Raw genomic sequence first — 25565 nt, forward strand, 5'->3', positions numbered from 1 at the left:
TTCACCGACGGCGGCGGGGTACTTCAAACTGGTCGTGATTACTGGTATAATCACGACCAATAGGGAAAGAAGTCTCATCTCCGATATTCCTACGATATAAGGGTTCTACTCACCAATCATCGAATCTGAGTTGATAATAAATCGTATGCCGCTATACCAAAATCGGAACCGGAAGGTGCCACAGTTTCGGAGGATAGGTTAGTTTTGGATCAAATCTCCATCAATTCGTGGTGATTGTCAGCGGTCGAGGATCGATTTTGAATCCTTACTCTCGAGCTACCGGACGAGCGTACGAAATTGCGTGGATTTTGGCGCTGCTGAATACGGTTGTCACTCTTGAGCGGCGGACCCAGCGAGAGCTCAGCCGATTAGTCGTGCGGGATCAACGCCGAGGCAACGAGCTCAACACACTCGCCCGCAGTAATCACAGGTGAGTAGTCCATCTCGCCGTCGATGTCCGCTTTCAGCAGGAAGTCGGTGAGCCGCCAGATATTGTACAAGAGGACCGCGAACACGAAATAGAACAAGCGAACGCGGTAGTCTTTTGAGGAGGTCTTCGCGAGAAAATCACCTTTGATCGATTTGTACTCACTCTCGATCTGCCACCGGCGGCTGTAGCGCTGACAGAATGTCTCAGCTTCCTCGGGACCGACTCGTAGATTCGTCGCGAAGACGGCCGTTCCCTCCCCACTCGTCGACGGCACGTACAGGAGTCGCATTGGATGCGATCCAGATTCCACGTGGACAGAGGCCGACTCCACAGCGACTTCCTGGTCGTCTTTGTCCATTTGGTCAAGCACCTCCCGTTCGGAGCTGGAGACCCGCTTCGGAATGAGGTAGTTCACATCGAGGTTTGAGAGCGTCTGGAACACTTGTATCGAGTCAAACTCTCGATCACACAGCACTGTCTCGATTGGAACGTGCTCTTTTGCTCGTCGAACGAGCCGTCGCACAGTACGATGGATCTGATTCGACGGGTTCTCATCCCACTCAGAGCTCTCTCGAACCGGTTCCACGGCGAGAACGAGCGGGATATTCTGTCCAATGATCGAGAGTGTTGCGAATTTGAACGCTCGACCGTCTCTGTCCTTGGTCCCGCTGACCATCGGCATCTCTTCGACCTCTCCGTAGTAGGGAATAGTCGTGATGTCGATCGCGGCTGTGACTGGACGCCGGAACGATGCTTTAGAGGCGATCACCGAGAGTAAGCGATCCGTCGTTTTGTTGAATCCCCTCACGAGTTCTTCGGGGCCAAATTGTTTGACTGCGCGGAGGTGGGTATCACCATGCGGTCCGTACTCTTTCCCGCGCCGATATTGGAAGCGAGTCGCTCCCTGCGAGGTGCCACAGCGGACCATCCCCATGAACGTCTGTAACTCGAAAAATTGCGTGTCCTCGTACGAGGCGTTCGACGCCCGACCAGAGTCGAAGTGTCCATAGGCGTGATCACGCGCGAGGCGCGTTGTCTGGACAATCTCGTCCTGTGAGAAGGATTTGTCTTCGGCTGGGTCTGCGTCTTCTTGCGTATCGTCGACGATCTCTGCCTTAGGCCGCACCTCCGGCGCTGAGATGCTGCGATCATGGACTTCTTTGACAACGAAGTGGGCGGCAGCTTGGATGTATTCGTGGGTCGCGTCGTCGAATCGATTTCGCCACGCACGAGAGAATGCTGATTCGTCGGGCACTCGACTGAAGCCGAGGATAGTCGCTACTTCCGGTTGTCGGGTGAGTCGTCGAGTGAAGTTGGCGTATGAGTCACCCGTTATCTCCATGAACACGAACGAGAGCACCATCGCGCGAAACGAGAGTGGCGCAGGATGCCATGCTGGATAACCGTCGTCGATCGCGTCTATCGTGTGATCGAAATCCTCGAACACGGTGATAAGATCGGTTTCTTTGAGTTTGTCCCGGATGGTAATCCCGAGCTGGTACGCTTCGCACAGAGACTCCAGACGGGGTTCATCTTTGGAAGGAGGACTGCCGGAACCACTCATTTAGAAAATGGTGAGGTCGATAGCAAAGTTACCACACCGACATGACTACAAACATATTCTCTTCATCGTCAAATGAATTGTAAGCGTGTGGTGAATGGGTAGTTAACTGTCAGTCATCAGCCGTGGAGCTTGAGGATCCATCTTCAGTCGTGTCGTCTAGCCGCCCGGTTGTGTATCCCCGCCAGTCGTACCGGTCTTGGAGATACAACGCGACCTTCACCAAGGCGAGCAGCACCGGTACCTCGATAAGCGGGCCGATAACGGTGGCAAACGCGACACCGGAGCCGACACCGAACACCGCGACGGCGACGGCGATCGCGAGCTCGAAGTTGTTTGAGGCGGCGGTGAAGCCGATAGCCGTCGTCGTTGAGTAGTCGGCACCGATTCCACGGCCCATGCCGAAGCTGACGAAGAACATCACAACGAAATAGATCGTCAGCGGCACCGCGATGAGTAGGACGTCACTTGGCTGCGCGACGATGCGCTCACCCTGCATCGCGAACATCACGATCACTGTAAAGAGCAGCGCGATCAGCGTGAGCGGGCTGATCGTGGGTTCAAACGTCTCTTCGTACCATTCAACACCTTTCACCCGCGTGCCGACGAATCGGGAGAGGATGCCGGCGGCAAAGGGAATTCCGAGGAAGATCGCGATCGCCTCGAAAACCTGTATCGGTGTAATATTGAATGCGGAAATGCCGGCAACGAGCGATTCCATGCCCAGAATCGGGGGAGAAATAGAGCGAAGAACCAGATGTACACGCCGTACGTAACGATCTGGAAGACGCTATTGAACGCGACGATCCCCGCGGCGTACTCGTTCGAACCCTCGGCGAGCTCGTTCCAGACCAGTACCATCGCGATACAGCGGGCCATCCCGATGAACACCAGTCCGAGGAAGAACTCAGGTCGGGCAGGCAGTCCAGGGACGAGACCGCTGAAGAAAATGACCGCCAACCCGAACATCAGTGTGGGGCCGATGAGCCAGTTCTGGACGAGGCTCAGCCCGAGTACCTTCACGTTCTTGAAGACAGCGGGGAGTTGCCCGTAGTTGACCTTCGCGAGTGGTGGGTACATCATTAACACGAGGCCGATCTCCACGAGGTGGAGGTCCTGAATCGGACCGGTCACCGACGGCGCAACGTAGCCGAGGCTGATCCCGATCCCCATCGCGCCGAAGATCCAGACGGTGAGGTACTTATCGAGGAAGTCCATCGACCGGGGATCCCGCAGGACTCACAGTCGCAGTTCGGGCCGTGCTCGTGAGCGGCGCCGCTCACGCCACCGTCACCCCCGTCGTGTTGGGTGAGTCGGCCGTAGAGCGATACCGGTGCGTAGGCGGATAGTTGTTCATAATTGGTGTGTCGGCAGCAGTGGTTACTCTTCGGCCGCGATCACGTCGAGCTGGACGTCTGCGCCGCCCGGGAGCGAGCAGACGCCGACGACGGTCCGCGGGGAAGTTCGACGTCGTCGAACCGGGACTCGTACACGTGGTCGATCGCCTCCGCGGCGCTCGGATCCGTGAGCTGAATTTCAAGCTTCATCACGTCGCCGAACGTCGCGTTTCGGTTGTCGGCGAGTGCGGCTTCGAGGTTGTCGAGCGCGGTCGAGAACTGCTCTTCGATTGAGTGCTCACTTAATATTTCTCCGTCGATCTGAGGGAGTATCCCCTCGAAAAAACGTAGGTCGGACGAGCCCGTTCGCTTTCCGAACGCACCGATGTTGTCCGTCCCTTCGCGCTGGCGCTTGCTCTCCTTACTTAGTGTGGGATCGATATCCATCTCGGTACGCTGCTCCGATTCCGGTTCGACCTCGGTTGTCTGCTGCCCCATAATAGATGAACAGTTGTTCATATATTAAAACTCTTTGGAGCAAGTCGGAAACTGTGATCGGAGTCCGGCTTCGGGGTGCGGAGCGGGGGGTCCAGACTCGTGGTGCCCCGACGACATCACAGCAGACGGTACAGTCCGGCCGCGAGAAGCGCCCCGAGGAGCGGTCCCACGATGGGCACCCAGGAGTATGCCCAGTCCGACGGTCCCTTGTGCGAAAACGGGAGAATTGCGTGGGCGATGCGCGGTCCGAGGTCGCGTGCGGGATTGATCGCGTATCCGGTGGGGCCACCTAACGAGAGTCCGATACCGAGCACGACAAGCGCGATCGGAAGCGCCGACAGTGCCCCTAGACCGAAGCCCACCGCTTGGCCGTCGATGGTAATCGACTGAAGCACCTCACCCGACTGAGCGTCGAAGAATCCGGCAGAATTCAGGTAGAGGACGCCGAATACCAAGACGAAGGTGCCGATGATTTCGGTCAGCAGATTAGCCGAATAGTTTCGGATCTCAGGGCTGGTCGAGAAGATCGCCAGCTTCACCTCCTCGTCTTCGGTCGCGGCGAAGTGGTCTTTGTACGCCAGCCACACCACTACGCCGCCCAGGAATCCGCCGACCGTCTGTGCGGCGACGTACGCCGGAACCTGCGCCCAATCGAACAGCCCGGCGGCAGCGAGGCCGACCGTCACGGCGGGATTGATGTGACCGCCGCTGACCTGACTGACGGTGAACACGCCCATGAACACTCCGATGGCCCATCCCCACGTGATGACGATCCAGCCGCCGCCGTTCCCTTTCGTCTCGTTGAGCACGACGTTGGCGACGACGCCCCCCGCCGAATATGATGAGGATCGCTGTTCCGATGACCTCGGCAATGTATGGATGGATTCTGCTACTCCAATAGATTTATATCTATTCATCTATTAAAGTGAATTGGATCCCTTACACCGAAGATTTTTATTTAATGTGGAATATACGGTCGATAAAGACCAATTAGACAAGTGTATTTTCCACAATATACAGTTTGGACACCAATACGTATGAATAATAACTAAATCAAATGTGCTACAGTAAAGGAGTTTGGTAGCATTTTCTGTGGCTCATTTCGAGATGGATAACGTCGAGAGAGGACTCACAGTAACTCAAACTTTCACGCAACCAGATTCATCCACCCCGTCTCGGTTCCGCTCAACGGTGATTCCATTGCTAGAGTTAACCTCTGTCTGACCTGCTAGAGAACGTACAATTACTGATTTATCGCGTCCGATCAAGTGCCTCCACGAGCGCCTCCGCCCGTTCCGTGGTCGAATAACTGCGCGAGCGTCCATCTTTTTGCTTTTTTACGAGTCCGGCATCACACAGAAGCGTCAACGCGTGACTGACAGCGCTGTCGCTTATGGACACGTAGGGCGTGATCTCGTCGAACCTGACCGCGCCATCCGCGTCGACCAACAGGCGGACGAGTCGATATCGCGTCTCATATCCGAACGCCGACAGCGCTTTCACGTCGGCGGTCGTCGTCGCGTCGTCGATCAGTGCGTCGAGATCCGTGCCAGGAAGCGGGTCTGAAGAGGAGTCGGGCATAACTGACGTATTCGCTGCGACCGGAATAATTGTTCTGTCGGGCTTCAAAACGGCAAATACGAGCGAAATGCTTCTATTATCGAACTACACGGACAGCTACGGTTACTCTTCGGCGGCAATCACGTCGAGCTGGACGTCCGCACCGCCAGGCAACGAGCATACACCGACGACGCTGCGCGGTGGGAACGCCACGTCATCGAATCGCGACTCGTACGCGCTGTCCACGGCCGCCGCCGCACCTGCGTCTGCGAGCTGAATCTCGACCTTCATGATATCCGAGAGCGACGCGTTACGGTTTTGTAACATGAGTTCGAGCCGATCCAAGCACATCTCTATCTGCTCGTCTATTGGCTCCGATCCTCTTATCGTCCCGTTGATCTCCGGGAGAATACCTTGGAAGAAGATCAGATCCGACTCACCGGTTCGCATGCCGAATGCGCCGACGTTGTCGATACTGTCGCGCTGACGTTTGCTCTCCTCGCTCAGCGACTCGTTAATCGATATTTTGTTTTCACGGTCCGTCCGATCGTCTTGAGCCGCTATCTGCTGCGACATACAATTTAGTATTCCCTCATATGTTAAAGGTCCTTTCGGTTCTACTGTGTTGAGATCGAGGTAATCTACTCGGTACTAATATAATCTGTAATAGATTAATACCGGTAAAGCACAGTATGATGCTTGAATAATCCGGTTTTCCACACTATCTTGTGTGTATATAGTTCGGTGGAAGAACTGCGTCAAACAAACACATCTGAATATAGATCCGAGTCGAGTGCTCTCTCGAGTCAGCTGAACACCTGACCAAATGAGTTAAGTCAAATCGGATTATATCGATATGTATGTCGATACTCGACCGACTGCTCGGTGGCGAGTCAAACGACGATGAGAGCTGCTGTGACATGCAAATCGAGGAGGTGGACTCGGACGAAAACGAGGCGGACGCGCCGGACGAGCGCGCCGACCGTACGGAGGACTGATTCATAATGTCGCAGGAACAGAACGCGGCGGCTCAAGCGGGCTCCGAATCCGCGAGCGGAACGCTCCGACGGATGGAGGAAGGCGTCTGCTGTGACGGGCCGTTCCCGGAGACTCGACGGGCGGACGACGCGGTCGTCGAGGCGGAGCTGTCGGCGTTCAAGGCGCTGGCCAACGAGAAGCGACTCGCGGTCGTTCACGCGCTTCGAGAAGGCGAGCTCTGCGCCTGCGAGTTGGAGACCGTACTCGACGCGCCCCAGTCGACGGTCGCGTCACACCTCAGGAAGCTCCGCGACGCCGGCATCGTCGCCACGCGCAAGGAGGGAAAGTGGACGTACTACCGGATCGCGGACACAGCGAGCCTCCAGCTGCTCGATCTGGCCGCGGCGTTAGGTGAGGACCGATGATCCCGCCGGGGACCGAAGCGGCGCTGCTCGACTCGTGGGACTACTTCCTCCACCTCGCGATGGTCCTCACGCCGCTGTTCATCGGTGCGTCGTTCCTCGTCGGGCTCGCACAGGAGTACCTCCCGCCCGAGCGCGTCGAAGAGATGCTTCGCGCACGCGACCACGGCAGCGGGAACGTCCTCGCGGCGGGCCTCGGCGCGGTGACGCCGTTCTGCTCGTGTTCGACCGTCCCGGTCTTGGCGGGCCTGTTGGGGGCCGGCGCCCCCACGGGCATGGCGTTCTCGTTTCTGCTCGCCTCCCCGATCGTCAACTGGATCGCCGTGTTCCTGCTGTTCGGGCTGTTCGGGACCGGCGTGACCGTCGCGTACGTGACGACGGCGCTGCTCGCGGCGATCGTCGCGGGACTCATCATCGGGACGTTCGAACTCGACGGGTATATCAAGGACGTCCGGATCACCGCGGGCGGTCGTGAAATCGCGACCGACGGCGGAGCGACTCCCTCGGACACGTCGGGGGCAGCCGACGCTGGCGGATGTAGCGAGTGCGGGACGACGGCGACGAACAGAACCCACAAGGAACGCGTGACTGCCGCGGGGGAGGGCGCGCTCTCCTTCTTCCGCGACACACTCCCGTACATCGCGGTCGGGATCGCGATCGGCGCGCTGATCCACGGCGCCGTACCGGCGGAGCTCCTCCAGCGGATCGCCGGGCCGGGGAACCCGCTCGCGACCCCGATCGCCGCACTCGCCGGTGCGCCGATCTACGTGAGCATCAGCGGAATGCTGCCGATCGCGCACTCGCTCACTGAGGCGGGGATCCCGATCGGAACGGTGATTGCGTTCGTCATCGGCGGGGCGGGGATCAGCATCCCGAACCTGATCCTCCTGAACAAGCTGTTCGAACGCCGGCTGCTCGCGATCTACGCGACGACGGTCGTGACGATCGGGATCACCGTCGGTGTGCTGTTCAACACCGTCTTCGCCGGGCTACTCTGAGCCGGGAACCTTCTTACAGCGACCGCGACCCGTCGAGAGCGACGAGGACCGCGTTCGCACGCGGCGTGGCGCGATACATCCGCCACTTCCCTTCCTTCCGGCGCGTGACGAGGCCAGCATCAGTGAGCTGCGAGAGGGCGTGGCTGATTGCGCTGTCGCTCACGTCCAAGAGCGGCGAGAGCTCACACACGCATAGCTCCTCGTCATCAGCCGCGTGAAGCATCCGAACGATCTTGTATCGGGTCTCGTTGCCGAGCGCCGACAGTAGCTCGATATCGGTCTCCAGGTCCGACCCGCCGACGCTCTCGTTCAGTTCTTCTAGCTCCGCTAACCGGTCGGCGAGATCTTCATCTGTACAGGAGCCACATTCGTCGGCGACGTACCGCTGTAAACGCTCGGTAGATGACATACAAACAATTGAACCAAGCTGGGATTAAACGTTGCGGAGCGCCGTCTCAACTGATAGCTGGACAGCGAAAACAATATAGTAATCTCTCAAATATTGTCTCGTGTGAAAGAGACGAGACTTGTGGCAGGTGTCTGGCGGTCGACAACGACCATCTCGGCAGGCTCGAGCAACGATACGACCGAATGCGCCGCTACAGGGTGTTCGCCGTGACCGGTTCCTACAAACGGGTCAATTACACCGACATCGAGACCACCTCGGGCGCGATGCGGCCGCTTACTGACTCGCTCGATAGCGAGCAGGTCGGCGTGTCAATCGCGCGCTGTGAACCCGGATGGCGGAATAAGTCGCATGACCACGCCGCGGAGGATCACGAGGAGATATACGTCCTCTTAGAGGGTGAAGCTACCGTCGTTATCGACGACGAATCCGTCGAACTCGAAGCCGGCGACGCGGTTTGGATTCCGCCGACTGCGGCGCGGCAGATCCAGAACGGTGATGTCGAAAGTGCGCTCGTCCTCGTGAGTGCCCCGGCGTCGAAGTGTCGAACCACGACGTGTGTCGACGACCCAGGATCGTGGGCCACCAACGGATTTATCGGGTGATCGGGGGGTCTGGCCGTTCAAGATGAAATGACTGTGCGACCGATGTGGAGATATCCGACCGAAGAGCTTATAATTGTATGAGAGTTTGTTCAAATGAATCGGCCACAGAGAGGACAAACAAACGTGTCCTGCTGTGAACGATACGTCAGACGTACGACCGCGATCCGACTCAATCATGACCGAACTTACCCTGTACGAAGAAGCGATGTGTTGCTCCACCGGCGTCTGCGGTCCCGACCCCGACGACGAACTCGTTGAGGTCAGCGCGGCGCTTGACCAGCTCGAAGACGCGTTCGACGAGCTCGAAGTCAACCGGGCGAACATGCAGCACAACATCGATCAGTTCCTCGAAACGCAGCGGATCTACGACCGCGTTCAGGAGGACGGACCGTCGATTCTCCCTATCACGGTCGTCGACGACGAGATCGTCGCCGAGGGCGAGTACCTCTCGTACGACGAACTGACCGCGGCCATCGACGGCAACGCCGCGCCACAGGAGGCCTAATAAATGGCACAATCACAGTCGACAGCGACGAGCGCGCGTGAGGTCGTCGAACCGAGTAGCGACGAAACCGAGTTCGTTTTCTTCAGCGGGAAGGGCGGCGTCGGCAAGAGCACGGTGAGCTGTGCGACCGCGACGTGGCTCGCCGACAACGACTACGAGACGCTGCTGGTGACCACCGACCCCGCCCCGAATCTCTCGGACATCTTCGGGCAGTCGATCGGCCATGAGGTCACCGCGATCGACGGGATCGAGAACCTCTCGGCGATCGAGATCGACCCGGACACCGCCGCCGAGGAGTACCGCCAGGAGACGATCGAGCCGATGCGCGAACTGCTCGGTGAAGAGGAGATCCAGACGGTCGAAGAGCAGCTCAACAGCCCCTGCGTCGAGGAGATCGCCGCCTTCGACAACTTCGTCGACTTCATGGACAGCCCGGAGTACGACGTCGTCGTCTTCGACACCGCACCGACGGGCCACACCATCCGGCTGATGGAGCTCCCCTCCGACTGGAACGCCGAACTCGAGAAGGGCGGCTCGACCTGTATCGGGCCGGCGGCCTCGATGGAGGACAAGAAACAGGATTACGAGCGCGCGATCGACACGCTCCAGGACGACGAGCGCACTTCCTTCGCCTTCGTCGGCAAGCCGGAGGACTCCTCGATCGACGAGATCGAACGCAGCGCGAGCGACCTCGGCGACCTCGGGATCGAGTCGCAGCTGTTGATCCTCAACGGCTACCTCCCAGAGTCGGTGTGCGAGGACCCCTTCTTCGAGGGGAAACGCGCGGACGAGCAGGCCGTTATCGAGCGCGCCCGCGAGGAGTTCGACGCGGACGCGACGGCGACATACCCGCTCCAGCCCGGCGAGATAGCCGGGCTCGACCTGCTCGCTGACGTGGGCGGTGTCCTCTACGACGGCACGGAGGCGACCGTCGACGTCGGGACCGCGACCGACGTGGACGCTGACGGTGCGGTCGAGTTCGATTCGATGGCGGACGCCGACGCGGTTGTCGACCAGCTCACGCCGGGCGAGGAGACGGAGTACCTCTTTTTCACCGGGAAGGGCGGCGTCGGCAAGAGCACGGTCGCCTCGACGGCAGCGACGAAACTCGCTGAGGCGGGCCACGAGACGCTTGTCGTCACGACCGATCCGGCCGCGCACTTAGAGGACATCTTCGGTGAGCCCGTGGGCCACGAACCCACCTCGGTCGGCCAGGAGAACCTCGACGCGGCGCGAATCGACCAAGAAAAAGCGCTTGCGGAGTACCGCGAGCAAGTCCTCGACCATGTCACCGAGATGTACGAGGACAAAGAGGACACGCAGATCGACGTCGACGCCGCGATCGCGAACGTCGAAGAGGAATTGGAATCGCCCTGTGCCGAGGAGATGGCCGCGCTCGAAAAGTTCGTGAGCTACTTCGACGAGGACGGCTACGACGTGGTCGTCTTCGACACGGCGCCGACAGGCCACACCCTTCGCTTGCTCGAACTTCCCTCCGACTGGAAGGGGTTCATGGACCTCGGCTCGCTGACGAAGGGGGCTGCCCCCGCCAAAGGCGACCAGTACGACGAGGTCATCGAGACGATGAAAGACCCCGAACGGAGCACGTTCGCGTTCGTGATGTACCCCGAGTACACGCCTATGATGGAAGCCTACCGGGCCGCCGCCGACCTCAAAGATCAGGTCGGCATCGAGACCTCGCTGGTCGTCGCCAACTACCTCCTCCCCGAGGAGTACGGCGACAACGCCTTCTTCGCGAATCGGCGCGCTCAGCAGGCGCAGTATCTCGACGAGATCCGTGACCGGTTCGACGCGCCGTTGATGTTGGCGCCGCTCCGGCAGGACGAACCGATTGGGCTCGACGAACTCAGCGCCTTCGGTGAGGAGATTACCGGACTCGCAGACGTTGTCGAAGCGGACGCACCGGAGGTGACGCCCTCGTGAGCGACGCACAGGACGTGGAAGGTGCGGCCGAGGACAGCGTGGGCATGTCGAATGAAGAAGACGTAGAAGCCAACATTGAGGCGGCGCTCCACGAGTTCCTCGACACGCTCGACGAGTCTGAGACGTATCAGCGGTTCGTCGCGGCCGACGAGGCGTTACAGGACGATGACGACGCGATGGCGCTGCTCCGCGAGTACCAGCGAAAGCAACAGCAGATGCGAACGCGGCGGTTTCGACGAGTCGGTGATGGCCGAGCTGAAGCAGCTCCAGACCGAAATGTCGAACAACGAGACGATCCAGCGTCAGCAGGCCGCACAGGCCGATCTGATAGAACTGCTCAAGCGAACGAACGACGCCATTAGCGACGAAATCGGCGAGGAGTTCGCGCGGTCCACCGGAGGTGGGTGCTGTTGAGCGCTTCCGGTCAGGACGCCAGCGAGGACGGAGTCACCGACGACGAGGTCGTCGCGGCCGCCGAGTCGCTCGGCGAAGAGCTTGCGGCGGCGAAAGAGTCCTCCTCGGAGTTCGCGTTCACCACGATGGTGATGCAGTGTAACGAAGCGATCGGCGACGAGACTGGTGTCGACTACGGGAGCGTCTGCGGCGCCGACGACGACGGCTGCTGTTAGCGGAGGTCACAGGGGCGGTTCCGGCTGACGGCCCTGCCAATTGTCACTCCGCGGACGGAGTTTGCGACAGGAGTTCATCGAACAGCGAGACGATACGTTCTTCGATCTCGTCACGGATTTCCCGAACCTGCTCGATCGGACGCTCGTGGGGGTCGTCAAGCCCCCAATCGCGATTCTCGCCGTTCCACGTCGCTGGGCACACGTCCGATGCCGAACACCCCATCGTGACGACGATATCGACCGCCTGTAGCTCGTCTGGCGTCACCTCTCGCGGCGTTCGGTCGCTGAGATCGATGTCCCGCTCTCTCATTGCTTCGACGACAATCTCGTGGACGTGGTCTGCGGGCTGTGTGCCACCGGTAACGATCGTAATCTGATCGCCCACACCGCGACGGTCGCGCTCGCGCTCAGCGAACGCCGCCGCCATTTGGCTCCGTCCTGCGTTTTGGACGCACACGAACGCGATCTGGTGGTCCGTCCGCTCATCGGATTCAGTCACACCTCCACAAGCGAGTGGGATCGGTATAGCTGTTACTTCAGGCACAGCGGCTCTTGATAGGCTATCTGAGAAGTACTCTCAGAGCCGTGTTGAGCTAATGAGACGTATATATACCACATAGAAGTTCTCAAGTCGACGGCATCGATTCTGTTGTTTATGAGTGATGATTTGCCGGTTACTCTAGGATTCGTTTGTGTACAAAATGCTGGTCGCAGTCAGATGGCAACAGCGTTCGCCGAACGCGAGCGTGACCGTCGTGGACTCGGAGACAGTGTTGAGATCATTACCGGTGGCACTCACCCCGCCGATAGCGTCCATGACGAGGTCGTGGCGGTCATCGGAAGACCACGAGATCGATCTCTCGGATCGAGTCCCTCGAGAAGTCTCAACAACTGAGCTCGAATCATGTGACGTCGTCGCCACAATGGGCTGTTCGACACTCGAACTCGATGCTGAAGAGATAGATGTTCGCGACTGGGCGCTAACAGATCCTGACGGCCAAGATCTCGATCAGGTCCGTGAGATCCGAAACGATATCGAACAGCGGGTTACAGACTTGTTCGACGAAGTTCACGCGAACGGTTCACAGTGAAACAAGCGCCTGCTGGAGCGGTACTCGAATGACGGACTGTTATTGATTTAGCGAGGTTTTAATCAAGCTTTTTGTGAGAAAACAAAGGCACGCATGAGATCTATCCTCCGAAGTTATGAAGGTGGATTGATTGTCGAAGCTAAATCGGGAAATACTGGGGCTGAGTCGGTTGTCCTTCCCAATCGTGTCATCTATTTCTGGCGAAATCACGCCACGGTTGTATTGACCACATTGGCGAAATCTCACTTTCTGCCGCCCCACAACGCCGCGAGAGTGTAGTCTTCTTCGGCGAACTCAGGGGATCAACCGTCCAAGAGAGATAGCGGATGGGCTTGCTTGACATCTTCACGACTGATTACGGGGCTGGGGACTCTTGGCTGGGAGATCATCTGAGCCCCGTCGATCACGGTACGAGATTATATGCAGAGCGTCGGTAGCTGATGTAGCTGAATGATTCTCTCCGTATCGAGGGAGAAGAATGGTCGACGGCCCGACCTTGTTCTACCTAGCGTGCCGACGTCCGGCGAATTTTGCTTTACTCACCCACATACATCAGTTGTGGCAGTCCGTTATGAACGTCCATTGTGAACGGTCATTATGAACGTACAGTATGGTCATAAGGTGTGGTCTGTAGTTGCTACAGTGAGTAATGTGGTGTGTGTCTGAGCAACTCTTATTATCGATGCGGATGATGGTGCGCACATGCTACCAATAACCGTCTATAACCAGAGTGGTGGCCAATCCAAATCCACGATCACCAGAGATCTCGCCGCCGCCTACGCCGAACTCGGTCTCAACGTCCTCATCGCGGATTTCGACGCGCAAAATGGGAGCGTCTCGAACTATCTTGGCGTCGACGAAGACAAACACAACCCCGACGCCGACGACCTAACGCTCCACCTCATTGACCAGGGCAAAGGGCCGTTCCGCGATCTCATTCGCACGGCCGACGACGGCATCGACGTCATTCCCTCACACAAACGCTTCAACCGCGTCGACCAACGCCTCGACCAACACGCCGACTACCTCGAAGCGTCCAAACCCCCCGAGTGGGAGTATCCCCGATACAAACGCTTTTTCCAAGTCCTCCAAGACAACGACATTCAGGACGAGTACGACGTCATGCTCGTCGATCCGAACGCGAAAGCCGACGAAGGCTACTATCTCGCCCTCTACGCCACCCGCAACATCCTCATCCCTGCCGAACCCACGCGCGGCGGCATCGAGAGCATCGCCGGCGTCGAAGACAGCGCCCGCAACTTCGCCGAAGAGATGGATATCAACATCACACTAAGCGGTGTCGTTCCATCGAAAGTCGACGCCGGAAAGAAGATTCACAAAGAGTACCTCACTAAGATTCACGAGCAGTATCCGGCTCCAGTCTACTTCAAAAACCTCGGTGCGTTCGAGAAGGCCGAGGAGAACTACGAGACGGTGTTTTCTCAGCTGAAGGACGGCCGCATCCGTGACTACAACGCGGACATCATGCCGAAGTTCCGCACCCTCGCATCGTACATCTACCATCGCGCGGGCCAAGACCTCCCTAACGGCGGGTGGCCGCGAGAAGATCTATTCCACGGGAACGACATCTGGGGAGAAGTCGACCTCTCTCAGCTGACAACTGGCGGTCCCGACGCCGCTGAGGTGTCACAATGAGCTTCGAGTCAGGCGGCGATATGGAGAACCCGTTCGAGGACACAAATGACGAAGGCGACGACACTCAAGCCGACGAATCAGTAGAGATGGACATGGAAGACACGCAGCCTGTCGAGGACGACAAATCGACCAACGAGACCACTGGACAGGCGTCGAGTAATACGAGGCGCGACGACTTACGTGAAGCCGGTGTCGGACAAGAATCCGAGACCGGAGTCGACTACATTAGCGACCTTAAATCCGGCCGCAGGCACTCGAACGAGCAGCTCGCGAGAGCACTCATCCGAACCGGAGTATCACTCCGAGTCGCCGCCAGTCCCCTACGCGACGTGGCGAGATGGAACGTCGACGGCACGCGACCGGACCACGCTCGAACTCAACCCGGACGTCGACGACCTTGTCCGAAAGGCCCGAACCGAGTTCGAGGACCGCTATGGCACGAACATCACAAAGGCCGATCTTCGCGAGTTCGCGATGGTGTACGGCCTCGCACACCTCGATGACGTCTTCGAGATGGCTGAAGAATGGGGCATCCAGTACGACAACTGAACCTATGCGCTTCCGTAATTGGCTTCGAACTGTTCCTTGACGTCATCAATATACAGACTTGTGAGCATATCCTTGCCAACTCTAAAGACGAATGGTCCATCCGTACATGAGGAGAAACCTGAGTGGTAGAACTCAGCCAGATACGCTCTAACCAACTATCTAGTAAGGCTTTCAATTGTTACCGAATTATTGGTAACCACCAGATGTACGAGGTGCTCGACGACACGGCAGCCCAGGTCATCCTCGCCATCAAAAGTGGTGACTCCATCCGGCGTGTCGCTCAGCACCTCCACAGACCGTACGAGACGGTGAGACAAGCCGTCAACCATCTCGAAGACGCAGACCTACGTCCACTATGACGAGGCCTCTCTGTTGTCGACCAGCGCGTGAGAGAAGCCGCGTGCGAGCTGGTCGCGGCAAGCGCCGGCGTGAGTCCACCCTCCATCGAGGAGGCATACATCATCCCGCAGTTCGGTGACTGGCCGTTCGCGTTCACGCGGATCGACACCATCTACGTCTGGATACAGGGCGAGCGTGTCATAGAAAGCGTCACGTACGAAGCAGCAGGGTGCGAAAAGTGTGTCCAACACCAGCGCAACCCTGCAAGACGTAGCTTCGGTAGACGACTTCTTGAATGCGGCGGCTACCGAGACAGTACCGCTGTTTGAATACCTTGAATTCCAGTTTCTGAGAGAGTACGACGTGTTCGCCCCCTCGAAGCGGGGGCGAACACCGAGTTCACCAGCCACCAGCCCTCTTTTGCGGCTTTCTACACTGCTACTACAAGGATATCTACGGCACACGTCCGGTTGCACGAGAACTCCAGCACGGCCTCGTCTGGTACTACTGTGGACTCGACAAACCGCCGTCTAGGGACACGGTTGACCGCTTTCTCACCGATCTCGAACACGTTATCGACGATATCTTCAACAGGCTCATCGAGCAGGCCGCCGCCCGCGGCCTGCTCGACTCCACGTACTCTATCGATTCGACACACATCGAGGCGATCCAATACAACGACGCCGCCTCGTGGAACTATGATCCAACTGCCGAGGAGTACTACTACGGCTTCGGCTGTACGATCGTCTCAACCGGGTCAAAGATTCCGATTGCGGCGGAATTCACACAGGCCAAACAAGCAGACAAAGAGACGGCGATGCGCGTCACACGTGACGCGCTCGCCGTCGAAACTCCGATCTGGATGCTTGGAGATAGCGCCTACGACATCCTTGATTGGCACGATCACCTACTGGCCGCAGGGGTCGTGCCAATCGCTTCCATACAATCCGCGAAACACTGATGACCCGAAAAATATCGAGTACAGGGTCGAAGACCGAATCGAGGAACACAGCGAGGACGTTCAGCTGAAACAATCCATCTTAGACGAGACGTACAACAACCGGACAGGAGTGGAACGAACCAACGACGCAGTCAAGGACTGCGGCCTCGGGCACGTCCGCGCCCGAGGCCGCGTCCATGCGCGAACAGAAGTGTTCCTTGCACTGTGTCTCCGACTCGTCATTGCAATCACCAACTACGAGCGAGGAAACGAACCGGGCTGTGAGATGCTATGAGTTGGATTCTATGACACGCTCTACAGGGCGGCTACCAGGTCAGCCGCGATCCCGACGACTACCCGCATTTCATCGCTGTTCGCGAGCAAGACGTCGACGCCTGGGAGACGTTTTTCGAATCGTTCGGGCTACCAACCACCTTCGAGCGCCAGCCCAGCGACGAGATCGATGGACCACTGCAGATCGTCCTCGATCCACAGACGTCACTCGAAATCGAGGACGTCGAAGGCTACCCGGTTATACCGCGCGAGGACACGATCGAGTACATGCGCGAGCACTACGCGCAGTTCCAGTCGGCGCTCGCGATGCTTGACCGCATGTACGACGACCTCGATCTCGGTGTCACTAGAGGCGAGGATCTCAAGCATGGCTCTCGGAGTGATTTCGGGGCATCGGCTGTCTCTGTTGAGACAGTCACGGCACTCCAGCAGTATCTGTCTGATCAGGTCGAACAGCTGCGGTGAAACAGCTTAGAGAGCCCGCGGATCAATATCAACGACGCTGGCAAAGGCAACGTTCTCCTGAACCTGCTCGATTTCGACGGTCGGCTCATCACCGGGTTGGCCACCAGGAACGATCACAACGTATCCACGGTCAACTTTCGCGATTCCATCACCCTGGTCGCCGGTTGTCTCAATTGTCACGTCCCGAATTTCGCCCTCCTCAACCGGCGGCCCAGAAGATCCACGCTGTCGGTCAGATTGGGCACGATCTGCGGACGCGGGCTCGTGCTCGTCCTGCGCCGTCGTGGGTGAGTCGAAGACAGCGATCCGATACGTTTCGCCGAGGGAGACAGCGTCATGATTGAGCTCCCCGGACGGAACCTCGACAACGTATGTCCCGTCCCGTTCGTGAACAGTCGCGCTGAAAACAGAGCGAAGCGAGTCCGGAATTTTGACCATTCGATGGTCCAATACTCGGCTGGTAGAGAACTTAACTCCATGGAAACGGCACGAGACAGCGACCTCCTGTATTGACGGGTAGTGCGGTGAAGCCACCGTTCTACCGCGATTGAACGTGAGAAGATGTGTTCTTGTTCGTACGGCCACATGGGATCTGCAAACGTCACGTCGAAAGAGGGTTAACCAACATCTCGACTCAACAAACCGTAGTTGTTGGTTAATACTATGAGGTACGGTAATCGCAGCGAAGATATCGAAGGGTAACAGGATCGCTGACAGGGGGCAAAGAACCCTACGACAGCTTACGAATAGGCGTCGTTGAACTCACGTTCACGCCGCATCAACTCCTCGACACCATGCTCGAGGATCCCGCGTCCCATTGCTGTCGGCCGATAGTACGTGTAAAAGCCCTGGCTGTCGGCGGTCCGTCGCTGGCGCTTGTCGACGAGGCCGACATCAACCAGTTCGTCGAGGTGGTAGTGGAAATTGTGCGGCTCGACGTCGACCACAGCCTTGAGGTCAGCGGCACTCAGTTCGTCGTTTGCGACGAGCGTTCGCAGGATGCGAAACCGCGTCGGGTGGCCGATCGCCTGTTCGCATCGTGAGATACTCCTCGAGCGTCAGCCCGCTCTCCTCAGGGAGCGGCGGCTCCGGCTGGCGAACGTCCTCTGTTGGCTGGCGATCGGTTTCGGACATTGAGGGATGCCTCGGTTCGAGAGTTGGGACGCCACATACTTAGTCGTTCTCTACTAGAATATTCCTGAGAACACCGATATTTATATACTACTGTTCCGAATCGACGACTCGAATGCGGCAACGGATTATCGACAATCTCTCCCGGGCCACTGAAGATTCGGATGCCCTCACTCCAGCCCGGCGCGAACAGTTTCTCGTCTATCTGATGGGGCCGTACCGGACGTTCGACGTCGACGCGCTGCTACCGGCGGACGCGGATGTCGAAACCGACGTCCCGTCGTTCGCGACGTGGGACGAGGCCAGCGGCGAGTACGCTGAAGATGAGGTCTTGCGCCTCCTCCAAGAGACACGAGACTGTCTTCGCGACCGTGGCTTCAATGCCTTCCTCGCGATTGACGTCGGGATCTCGCTCAATGAGATGGATGCCGCCACACAAAGTATTGCCTTCGCGCAAGCCAGCAATGCGACGATTTTCATCGCCCCACAGGTCGGCGATAATCTCGGCGTCGGGATCGAGATCGGGAGCGTCCTCGAGGATTTACTGTCGACAGACGGGATGCAGGGGCCGGCGACTGACGCGACCCCACCAGAGCGCACGCGACGGGTGATGGTCGCGACCGAACCATCGGTTCGAAGCGCCATGCTCGGGGCAGTCCACGCGCGCTGGGACGCCAGCGTCCGGACGTTCACCGATGCCGCAGATTGCTGCCGACTGTGCGCGCAGTTCTGTACCCACATTCAGAACGAAGAGCTCTATGGCTCGCTTGAGCGTTTGGAATGATTCCGTCCCGTGCAGGCGGAACAGGCATCTATGAACTACACCGGCTAGGGAGCAGCACTTGACAAGAGAGATGAGCGGTCCCCGCTGATCGTCGATTCCTGAATCGAACGGAGGCTGCCGAGCCGATGTTGCCGCTCCTGTGTATATTTCGCGATGTCCTTCCATCAGAAGCCTCGAAAGACATAGACGTGGCAGGAGGGTCTCCACTCAGGAAAAACGGTGTGTAGGGTCCGCAAGATCCGATGGCGGCATCACTGAACCCTCCAGAAAATCGGTGACGCGATCTCCTGGGCGGTCGCCTCTATCGATTTGTTGTGTGAGCAACCACCATGATCTGTAGACCCACCCTTATCGACTTGTTACTGTCACCGATGGATCTGAATCATCGATAACACCCTCACCCCTATCGATTTGTTCGAGGAACAACCTACTGATTGAGCTGTGCGTTCACGACGGTACGGAGTTCGTCATCGTGGACGTCGTCTAGCCGCGAATCTTCTCGGAGCGTTTCGATGATGGTTTCCGGGTTCTCACCAAACGTGAACTCGAGGTAGCTGCCCGAGTGTGGCCCCTGACTCTTCCGTTCTGTCTCAACTAGCGAATACGTCGTTAGTTCCTTCATCTTGTTCACGTACGTTTCCTGGTGGTACTGATCCGAATCCAAGGTGCCCGTCAGGTATTGATATACTCGGTATCCAATCGGGCTTATCGCTGCACCAGTGCCGGTTTCACATGCCACAGCTGCAGTTGCGAAAAGACAGAGCTTCTTCTGCGTACTAATTCCACGAGTTACCTCTAACACGCGGTTTTTCTCGACCTTATCTTGAGCCTCTCGAACGTGCTCCTCACGGACTTTGTCTGCACCTGTTTTTTCTGCGATCGATCCCGCTGTTCGCATCAAGTCTATCGCCTTTCGGGCGTCCCCGTTGGTTTGCGCGGCGAATGCTGCTGCGAGCGGGATGACGTCGTCACTGAGCGCATCCTCATGGAAAGCGTCTTCTCGGGCCCAGAGGATTTCCCGGAGTTGGTTGGCGTCGTAGTCACTGAAGTGAACGTCTTCGGGGGTAAACGAACTGAGAGCGCGACTCCCCACACTCTCCATCATCTTCGTGTCATTAGTAATGGCGGTCACGGAGACCTGGGCGGTGATATCATCGGTGCTTCCAGCACGAGAGAGTTGATAGAGAAGACGGGAGAAGGCTGGCTCATCCTTATCGCGACGACCGACGAGCATGTCGAGTTCATCGAGGATGAACACGACTGTATCGTAGTGTTCGTTGATGAGACGATAGAGTTCACGCCATTTTTTCTTGTTTGGGACGCCGTGTTCTGGGACATCGACAGTCGTTCCAATGTCGCTCGCCACCTTTCGCGCAAGTTCGTAGACCGCTGCACCGAGGGTTCCCACATTCTGGCAGTTCATCTGGATGACGCCGAACCGGATATCACGACTTTCGCAGAGTTCGACGATGTTCTGGCAGACAGCGTTGATGATGAGAGATTTCCCGGTCCCGGAGGGGCCATAGAGGAGAAGGTTCGGCGGCCGCTCGTTACTAATTGCGACGCGAAGGTGCTGAGTGATATCGGTGAGCTGGGTGTCACGACCGACGATGCGTTCTTCATCGACGATTTCGTTCGGTTCAAGGAGATAACGGTTCTTGATGAGACTCGCGGCTTCTTCCTGCTCGAGAATGAGATCTTTGATAGAACCCGTGGACTCGGGGGTTTCCTCGGGACCACAATCCGTTGGCATACCGGACCTCACTCTACCACGATACTAAAAGATTCCCCTGTCGATTTCTTTTCTACCGGTACGACGGTCAGGTCCGGTGTATTAGAGGGGTACACCGGAGTATCCCACGACCTCCGACGATTTGTTAGGAGCTCTTCGCCTCAACCAATCCAAGAGGACTCTCTAACACCCTCTCACCTCTATCGATTTGTTCCAACCACAAAGGAGGGGTGGGGTGAGAGAATTCCCGAACGGACTAATGCTCCATCTACGTCACGATGAGCACGGAATCGAGAGCTGCTTTCATCTTCTCTTTCTCTTCTTTCTAGTTCTAGTTACTAGCTAGCTAGTAGAACGCACCTCTATCGACTTGTTCTCACTACACGCCACCCCCTTCATTTCCCTCCTGGTTTAGTATATGAATATGGATTGAGAAATCAGGAGATAAAGAGCGGATTTGGACATCTTATAGGTACTATGGCGGGACGTCTTGTCATTCCCTCTGTTTCCCGGCAAACTACTCTACACTCTCCCCTATCGATTTGTCTAATACCCATCCCATCTACCGAATACAGTGAGAATCGAGCTAATAAAGACCGATCCCGTCGAAGGACCTCATCCTGATGTGCCATCTTCTCGTGAGTTTCTCGTGATCAACTCTCCCCTCCCCACCCTTACTCGTCAGAACAAATCGATAGGGGTGGGTGTGTGGTCCTGTCGACACGGTCGCGATAGATGAAGCCGATCACGTATAGAGCCGACTTCGTGCTCAATTTTGGAATGTTCTCTCTATTGGTTCGATACTGGTCTTCCGTGGATGACTTCCCGCTGAACAAATCGATAGAGGTGACCCTCCGCATGCAGGTGGTTTCGTTGAACAAGTCGATAGGGGTGCGTCTCCCTAGATACTCAATCGGGTTCAGAGATCTCGATATCTGGTCCCCTGTATTAGCAATGCTACCGTACACAGCCAGTCGATTCAGTCAATTCGCTTCAAACCGATGCGTATTTGAGCCAAACGCTTTTTTATACATTATTCGAATTCTGTGGTAATGAGTACTTCCGACCACACGCCAGGCGACCTGGAGTCAGTGCGGGAGCGGCTCAACGTCGTCGCCCAAGAGACGCGGTTCTCGCTCCTCTAGGATATCCTCGGGCATCCATCGGAACTGCCGACGCTGAAGGAACTCGACTACGTCAACTCGAGTAAGAGCCAGACGACGATTCGCCAGCACCTCCAGCAGCTCGTCGACGCCGGCATCGTTGAGGAAGTGCTTCTGCCCGAGGACCGTCGGCAGAACGACCTGCCGTTCAAGTTCTACGGGATCAGCGAGAGTGGTCGGCAGTTCCTCGCAGAGCACAAGCTCCTCCGGGCACAAGACACGCTCCGAGAGATCTACGACCGAGTGGAGAAGACCGACGACATCAACTGATACGAGACCGCTCCGCGACCCGAGCGCTAACAGCTTCCGTCTTTCACTTCGCAGACGGGGTGTCCTCCGAACAACTGGCCATCCGACTGGGGTACTAGTTCGTCTACTCGTCTGGATTCACTGGGGATTTGTACTTTGATTTGATGCGATCTCCTTCTCTCCACTGCCAGTAGTAGTAGCGGTTGTCGTTGATCTCCTTGATCGTGATCGTCGCTTTCGAGGGGACGTCATCGGGAAGATCGTCGGGGCGCTCGTCGCTCTCGTCTTCCTCGTCCGCTTCGACAAGGCGGGCCTCGCGCTCGCGATACTCGGCGAGGTCCTCGGCATAGCGGGCCACGTCTCGGAGCAGCTTGGGCGAGTAGTCGTTGAGTGTGTCGATGACGTCGGTGGGGAGGTCCGCTGGGGGCGTCGGTGGCTCGTAGGACATGGCCGATCTCTGTTAACCAACACAAACGCAAAGAGCATAGTTTTGTTGGTTAAATCCGTAACCAACCGCTTACAACGGTCCTTCAGCAGCTGTAACACTATTCGAAACTCTCCATCAAGGAGTTTCGTCTGATGTTACAGCCCTCCGGATCCTCGAACGCTGGGTGATCCTACGAGTTCGAGGGGAGTCGACCATCAGGTCGTGGGACCTGCCCCTGTTTGATTTCGTGATCGACTCGCCGGAGGTGTTTACAGCCGCCCTCGGGCGTTCGTTTCCGCCAATCTGGGCAGGTACACGACTCGCTGATCACATCCACTTCGTATCGGTTCCCCGATGCTGATCGGACCTCGTACCGGCCGCCTTTTTCGAGCAGCGAGACGGCCATCTCTTCGTCGACGGCGCGTCTGGTTCGCGGCTCGAGGCCGTCGGTCTGGGTCGACTGCTCCGTGACGACCATCCGATCGCGCACGTCGCCGGTGCGGCCGCCGTCTGGGGCAACCGCAGCCTCGGGACCGTGGAGCCGATTCTGTAGGAGGTCTTCGACCGGATGACCCTCTGGCCACAGGTACTGGATTTCGCGACGTTCGCGATGGTCGTAGGAACCATAGGCGGCAGCACTGCCGGTCCAGACGCGCCACGCGCCGAGTGCGGCCATCACGTCGACGATGATCCGCGGAACGGTCTCGTACTCGTCGGGGTAGATATTCGAAAGCGGGTACACTCCTCCTGCAGCGGAACGGTCTCCCACCACTCGACGTCGTCGCCCCAGCTGTCGAACATCGCGTTGTCCTCTCCGTATCCGACAGTCACGCCGTCAATCTGTGGCATGTCCACCGACAGCTCGTTAGCCTCACCTTCGAGCAGCCGGAGAACGGCGTACCGGAGATACTCGTGTTCCGGATGGTCGGTAGACTGGGCGACCTGGTCGTGGTGTTCTGCGACTCGTTCCGCCTCCTCGAGAACGGTAGTTAGGTACTGGTCGGTCATGGGTCGATGGAGACGGGACTGCGCCTCCGCCCCTCGGCGGGCGCTGATAAACTTAACCAACGAAGACCCGTATTGGCGTCCGACTGTTGGTTAATCGGCACGGACCACGAGTTCAGCTCTCGGCGACCGTCCCGATAATCTCCTGGGCGGTCGAACTGATTCGACCGAGCCGATCCTGGATCACCTCCGCATCGTCGTTCTCCCATGCGGCGAGGTAGAACGCTGACCCGCTCGTGTCTAGTCCGAGAAACCGACCAACGATGTACGCGACGGCTTCCGCTTCGACTTCGCGTTTCGCTCGCTCGGTGTCGTCGTCGACGTCGAAATGCAGTAGCGCGTGAGCGTACTCGTGAATCAGGGTGACCGCGAGATCGGCCTGATTCTCGCGAGCTTTCGCCTTGACGACCGGCTGGAGGTCATGCAGGCTCCGGGACTCACAGACGCCCATCGCATTGCCATGCTCCCAGTCGTCGGCCTCGACGATACGAACCGTCACGCCGAGGTCCGACGCTGCGTCGGTCAGTGTCGGAACCAAGTCCTCGGCATCCCCGGTTGCCTCCGTCTCCAGTTCGGGAAGCGGCTCGCCGTCGGTCTGCGAGACGTCGAAGACAGCAGTCGGCTTGAACCCGACGAGTCCTTTCGACCACTCGTCGGGTACCGTCCGTCGTATTCACACTCACTGTCCTCGTGGTAGCTGGGCGAGTTCTCGCACTCCGGGCACTGCTTCGTGATGATCGGTGCCCAGATCCAGATCGCCTGTTCGCCTTCCTGGACGTACCGGTCGAAGTCGTTCCGCCAGGTGTTGTAGCCGGCGACCTTCGTCGCCTCGGGGCACTCCAGCTTGATGAGCAGCGTGTTGCGATGGGAGTAGTCGTGGAAGCGACTCTGGACGTCGAGCCACTCTTGGAACTCTTCGCTGGCCTGCGCGTCGTCGACGCCGGCGACGAGGTCGTCGATCCACTGTTCGATGGTACTGTGCATCTCGTCGTGTCGGGTGTCGGTCTCTTCGAACGAGACCGACGGATCACTGGCTGTAACCATTGTATTCACCGAATCGAGTTCACGGCGAGTGCGTCAGTTCAGACGCGCCGCACCCCTCGGGGGCGCACAACAAACGACGGTGCTCCTGAGAGGGATATCGGGGCCGCTATCGGAGGCTGGGATTAACAATCGGTGCGAGAATACCATCGAGAGCATGGGGCTCGTCGATGTGCTTCGCGGGGTCATCAGACCCAGCACGGCCGACACGGCCACGCTGTATGAGTGCCGCCACTGTGGCACGACCCTCTCGGCAGATACTGAGACGTGTCCGACCTGCGGAGGGGAGGATGTCGCTTGCTACCAGTTCTAAGTGGATTTCGCTCGGGTTGCTGCACTCGGTGTCGGCACTGCTTGTGTGGTCGTGTCCGTTCGCCCCCCTCGGTGTGAATGGGGGATCTGGTTATCGGAGCGCTGCTTTCTCGTCAGCGAAGCCGACCGCAACGAGATACGCGAGGAACGCGTCGAACCGTTCGACGTCGCTGGGTGTGTCCGTCGCGAGGTGTCGCACCCACTCGATGGCCCACTGGAACGCGGGATCGGTTCCGCCTTTGCCGTGGATATACCACCACCGAGCTGCTTTCAGGACGACGAGCGGATTCGTTGGTGGCTGCTCACCGGCGAGGCCACGAGTGATCGACTCGATCTCCTCGGGGACCCCAGCGGGATCGACCTCGCCTGATTGCGTGTTCGTTACATCGACTGGAATTGCATCGACCGAGATGTCGGTCGGACTTTGTTGTTGACTCACGGAAAATCACCAGCAAGGAGGACTCGATAGGGAGCCCTCGCCCTCTCTGGAGGGCGCGACAAACCACTCGTAGCG

At 58.0% G+C, this 25565-nt stretch carries 20 protein-coding genes and 12 pseudogenes; 16 read left to right on the forward strand and 16 right to left on the reverse strand.

All coding sequences use genetic code 11. From position 1 onward, the window contains the following. Positions 1-368 precede the first annotated feature (368 nt). The 6 genes and pseudogenes from ACODNG_RS15100 to ACODNG_RS15125 all read right to left on the reverse strand — a co-directional run bounded on the left by ACODNG_RS15100 (position 369) and on the right by ACODNG_RS15125 (position 5962). Entirely contained in the window at positions 369-1994 is a 1626-nt protein-coding gene (locus tag ACODNG_RS15100; protein WP_434523263.1) for a transposase, read from the reverse strand. A 109-nt stretch (positions 1995-2103) separates the two neighbouring features. Further along, positions 2104-3274: pseudogene (arsB, locus tag ACODNG_RS15105) on the reverse strand (ACR3 family arsenite efflux transporter). A gap of 97 nt (positions 3275-3371) precedes the next feature. Continuing rightward, positions 3372-3826 (reverse strand): annotated as a pseudogene (locus tag ACODNG_RS15110) (RidA family protein). 116 nt (positions 3827-3942) lie between these two features. Further along, a pseudogene (locus ACODNG_RS15115) lies at positions 3943-4711 on the reverse strand (MIP/aquaporin family protein). A gap of 366 nt (positions 4712-5077) precedes the next feature. Next, on the reverse strand, positions 5078-5407 hold the full coding sequence (locus ACODNG_RS15120) for an ArsR/SmtB family transcription factor (RefSeq protein WP_128906801.1): 330 nt from the start codon (positions 5405-5407) through the stop codon (positions 5078-5080). A gap of 102 nt (positions 5408-5509) precedes the next feature. Next, entirely contained in the window at positions 5510-5962 is a 453-nt protein-coding gene (locus ACODNG_RS15125; RefSeq protein WP_434523264.1) for a RidA family protein, read from the reverse strand. A gap of 284 nt (positions 5963-6246) precedes the next feature. On the opposite strand from ACODNG_RS15125, the gene ACODNG_RS15130 reads away from it, so the two are divergent. Genes ACODNG_RS15130 through ACODNG_RS15140 form a run of 3 tightly spaced genes read left to right on the forward strand, consistent with a single transcriptional unit; the run spans position 6247 to position 7784 of the window. Continuing rightward, entirely contained in the window at positions 6247-6384 is a 138-nt protein-coding gene (locus ACODNG_RS15130) for a hypothetical protein (protein ID WP_158295129.1), read from the forward strand. A gap of 6 nt (positions 6385-6390) precedes the next feature. Then, on the forward strand, positions 6391-6789 hold the full coding sequence (locus ACODNG_RS15135) for an ArsR/SmtB family transcription factor (RefSeq protein ID WP_004595754.1): 399 nt from the start codon (positions 6391-6393) through the stop codon (positions 6787-6789). Further along, on the forward strand, positions 6786-7784 hold the full coding sequence (locus ACODNG_RS15140; RefSeq protein WP_004595753.1) for a permease: 999 nt from the start codon (positions 6786-6788) through the stop codon (positions 7782-7784). Before ACODNG_RS15135 ends, ACODNG_RS15140 begins: the two co-directional genes overlap by 4 nt. Before the next feature lie 13 nt (positions 7785-7797). On the opposite strand, the gene ACODNG_RS15145 is transcribed toward ACODNG_RS15140, so the two are convergent. Beyond that, positions 7798-8193: an ArsR/SmtB family transcription factor gene (locus ACODNG_RS15145; RefSeq protein WP_004595752.1), complete on the reverse strand. Its 396-nt coding sequence runs from the start codon at positions 8191-8193 to the stop codon at positions 7798-7800. A 182-nt stretch (positions 8194-8375) separates the two neighbouring features. Between ACODNG_RS15145 and ACODNG_RS15150 the strand changes: the two genes are divergently transcribed. The 5 genes and pseudogenes from ACODNG_RS15150 to hcsS all read left to right on the forward strand — a co-directional run bounded on the left by ACODNG_RS15150 (position 8376) and on the right by hcsS (position 11873). Continuing rightward, on the forward strand, positions 8376-8795 hold the full coding sequence (locus tag ACODNG_RS15150; RefSeq protein ID WP_004595751.1) for a cupin domain-containing protein: 420 nt from the start codon (positions 8376-8378) through the stop codon (positions 8793-8795). Between the two features lie 175 nt (positions 8796-8970). Then, positions 8971-9300, forward strand: a complete 330-nt coding sequence (gene arsD, locus ACODNG_RS15155) for an arsenite efflux transporter metallochaperone ArsD (RefSeq protein WP_094519407.1) — start codon at positions 8971-8973, stop codon at positions 9298-9300. A 3-nt stretch (positions 9301-9303) separates the two neighbouring features. Further along, positions 9304-11244: an arsenical pump-driving ATPase gene (gene arsA / locus ACODNG_RS15160; protein ID WP_004595749.1), complete on the forward strand. Its 1941-nt coding sequence runs from the start codon at positions 9304-9306 to the stop codon at positions 11242-11244. Further along, positions 11241-11658: pseudogene (hcsL, locus tag ACODNG_RS15165) on the forward strand (halo-CC-star protein HcsL). The gene arsA and the pseudogene hcsL overlap by 4 nt, the downstream one beginning before the upstream one ends. Then, the gene (gene hcsS / locus ACODNG_RS15170) at positions 11649-11873 is read left to right on the forward strand and encodes a halo-CC-star protein HcsS (protein WP_112077628.1); all 225 of its coding nucleotides are present in this window, start codon (positions 11649-11651) and stop codon (positions 11871-11873) included. Before hcsL ends, hcsS begins: the two are co-directional and overlap by 10 nt. Before the next feature lie 43 nt (positions 11874-11916). On the opposite strand, the gene ACODNG_RS15175 is transcribed toward hcsS, so the two are convergent. Then, the gene (locus ACODNG_RS15175; RefSeq protein WP_241686265.1) at positions 11917-12300 is read right to left on the reverse strand and encodes a low molecular weight phosphatase family protein; all 384 of its coding nucleotides are present in this window, start codon (positions 12298-12300) and stop codon (positions 11917-11919) included. A gap of 228 nt (positions 12301-12528) precedes the next feature. Between ACODNG_RS15175 and ACODNG_RS15180 the strand changes: the two are divergent. From ACODNG_RS15180 to ACODNG_RS15195, 4 genes and pseudogenes are all read left to right on the forward strand, one after another. Then, positions 12529-12964: pseudogene (locus ACODNG_RS15180) on the forward strand (low molecular weight phosphatase family protein). A 702-nt stretch (positions 12965-13666) separates the two neighbouring features. Next, the gene (locus ACODNG_RS15185) at positions 13667-14620 is read left to right on the forward strand and encodes a ParA family protein (protein WP_058365046.1); all 954 of its coding nucleotides are present in this window, start codon (positions 13667-13669) and stop codon (positions 14618-14620) included. A gap of 180 nt (positions 14621-14800) precedes the next feature. Continuing rightward, positions 14801-15169, forward strand: a complete 369-nt coding sequence (locus tag ACODNG_RS15190; protein WP_434523265.1) for a hypothetical protein — start codon at positions 14801-14803, stop codon at positions 15167-15169. 203 nt (positions 15170-15372) lie between these two features. Beyond that, positions 15373-15699 (forward strand): annotated as a pseudogene (locus ACODNG_RS15195) (helix-turn-helix domain-containing protein); the annotation flags it as partial. Between the two features lie 239 nt (positions 15700-15938). Here the strand turns inward: ACODNG_RS15195 and ACODNG_RS15200 are convergent. Further along, complete coding sequence (locus ACODNG_RS15200; RefSeq protein ID WP_434523266.1) at positions 15939-16181, reverse strand: hypothetical protein; 243 nt, start codon at positions 16179-16181, stop codon at positions 15939-15941. Between ACODNG_RS15200 and ACODNG_RS15205 the strand changes: the two are divergent. Next, a pseudogene (locus ACODNG_RS15205) lies at positions 16176-16743 on the forward strand (transposase). The gene ACODNG_RS15200 and the pseudogene ACODNG_RS15205 sit on opposite strands and share 6 nt — an antisense overlap. Positions 16744-16766: 23 nt before the next feature. Then, positions 16767-17099 (forward strand): annotated as a pseudogene (locus tag ACODNG_RS15210) (RNA polymerase subunit sigma-70); the annotation flags it as partial. A 114-nt stretch (positions 17100-17213) separates the two neighbouring features. Here ACODNG_RS15210 and ACODNG_RS15215 read toward each other — a convergent pair. Then, complete coding sequence (locus tag ACODNG_RS15215) at positions 17214-17645, reverse strand: TRAM domain-containing protein (protein WP_144928015.1); 432 nt, start codon at positions 17643-17645, stop codon at positions 17214-17216. 302 nt (positions 17646-17947) lie between these two features. After that, positions 17948-18341, reverse strand: a pseudogene (locus ACODNG_RS15220) (winged helix-turn-helix domain-containing protein). A 112-nt stretch (positions 18342-18453) separates the two neighbouring features. On the opposite strand from ACODNG_RS15220, the gene ACODNG_RS15225 reads away from it, so the two are divergent. Further along, a complete protein-coding gene (locus tag ACODNG_RS15225) occupies positions 18454-19122 on the forward strand; it encodes a DUF7509 family protein (protein WP_144928021.1) in 669 nt (222 codons plus the stop codon). A 427-nt stretch (positions 19123-19549) separates the two neighbouring features. Here the strand turns inward: ACODNG_RS15225 and ACODNG_RS15230 are convergent, their stop codons facing one another. Beyond that, positions 19550-20875, reverse strand: coding sequence for an orc1/cdc6 family replication initiation protein (locus tag ACODNG_RS15230; protein WP_434523267.1), 1326 nt, complete (start codon positions 20873-20875; stop codon positions 19550-19552). Between the two features lie 1031 nt (positions 20876-21906). Here ACODNG_RS15230 and ACODNG_RS15235 point away from each other — a divergent pair. Further along, positions 21907-22287, forward strand: a pseudogene (locus ACODNG_RS15235) (helix-turn-helix domain-containing protein). Between the two features lie 103 nt (positions 22288-22390). Here ACODNG_RS15235 and ACODNG_RS15240 read toward each other — a convergent pair. From ACODNG_RS15240 to ACODNG_RS15255, 4 genes and pseudogenes are all read right to left on the reverse strand, one after another. Then, entirely contained in the window at positions 22391-22714 is a 324-nt protein-coding gene (locus tag ACODNG_RS15240; RefSeq protein WP_144928029.1) for a hypothetical protein, read from the reverse strand. Between the two features lie 169 nt (positions 22715-22883). Then, a pseudogene (locus ACODNG_RS15245) lies at positions 22884-23701 on the reverse strand (hypothetical protein). A gap of 112 nt (positions 23702-23813) precedes the next feature. Beyond that, positions 23814-24742 (reverse strand): annotated as a pseudogene (locus tag ACODNG_RS15250) (DUF955 domain-containing protein). A 400-nt stretch (positions 24743-25142) separates the two neighbouring features. Next, on the reverse strand, positions 25143-25490 hold the full coding sequence (locus ACODNG_RS15255) for a hypothetical protein (RefSeq protein WP_144928041.1): 348 nt from the start codon (positions 25488-25490) through the stop codon (positions 25143-25145). Positions 25491-25565: the final 75 nt, after the last annotated feature.

This window comes from Halorubrum sp. AS12 (assembly GCF_051122765.1).
In the GTDB taxonomy this organism is placed as follows: domain Archaea; phylum Halobacteriota; class Halobacteria; order Halobacteriales; family Haloferacaceae; genus Halorubrum; species Halorubrum trapanicum.

Coding starts and splice junctions, on each gene's coding strand:
- ACODNG_RS15215 (WP_144928015.1), bottom strand. CDS start 17,645: ATGGTCAAAATTCCGGACTCGCTTCGCTCTGTTTTCAGCGCGACTGTT.
- ACODNG_RS15140 (WP_004595753.1), top strand. CDS start 6,786: ATGATCCCGCCGGGGACCGAAGCGGCGCTGCTCGACTCGTGGGACTAC.
- ACODNG_RS15135 (WP_004595754.1), top strand. CDS start 6,391: ATGTCGCAGGAACAGAACGCGGCGGCTCAAGCGGGCTCCGAATCCGCG.
- ACODNG_RS15225 (WP_144928021.1), top strand. CDS start 18,454: ATGCGGCAACGGATTATCGACAATCTCTCCCGGGCCACTGAAGATTCG.
- ACODNG_RS15125 (WP_434523264.1), bottom strand. CDS start 5,962: ATGTCGCAGCAGATAGCGGCTCAAGACGATCGGACGGACCGTGAAAAC.
- ACODNG_RS15175 (WP_241686265.1), bottom strand. CDS start 12,300: ATGGCGGCGGCGTTCGCTGAGCGCGAGCGCGACCGTCGCGGTGTGGGC.
- ACODNG_RS15130 (WP_158295129.1), top strand. CDS start 6,247: ATGTCGATACTCGACCGACTGCTCGGTGGCGAGTCAAACGACGATGAG.
- ACODNG_RS15100 (WP_434523263.1), bottom strand. CDS start 1,994: ATGAGTGGTTCCGGCAGTCCTCCTTCCAAAGATGAACCCCGTCTGGAG.
- arsA (WP_004595749.1), top strand. CDS start 9,304: ATGGCACAATCACAGTCGACAGCGACGAGCGCGCGTGAGGTCGTCGAA.
- ACODNG_RS15185 (WP_058365046.1), top strand. CDS start 13,667: ATGCTACCAATAACCGTCTATAACCAGAGTGGTGGCCAATCCAAATCC.
- ACODNG_RS15145 (WP_004595752.1), bottom strand. CDS start 8,193: ATGTCATCTACCGAGCGTTTACAGCGGTACGTCGCCGACGAATGTGGC.
- arsD (WP_094519407.1), top strand. CDS start 8,971: ATGACCGAACTTACCCTGTACGAAGAAGCGATGTGTTGCTCCACCGGC.
- ACODNG_RS15230 (WP_434523267.1), bottom strand. CDS start 20,875: ATGCCAACGGATTGTGGTCCCGAGGAAACCCCCGAGTCCACGGGTTCT.
- ACODNG_RS15150 (WP_004595751.1), top strand. CDS start 8,376: ATGCGCCGCTACAGGGTGTTCGCCGTGACCGGTTCCTACAAACGGGTC.
- ACODNG_RS15120 (WP_128906801.1), bottom strand. CDS start 5,407: ATGCCCGACTCCTCTTCAGACCCGCTTCCTGGCACGGATCTCGACGCA.
- ACODNG_RS15240 (WP_144928029.1), bottom strand. CDS start 22,714: ATGTCCTACGAGCCACCGACGCCCCCAGCGGACCTCCCCACCGACGTC.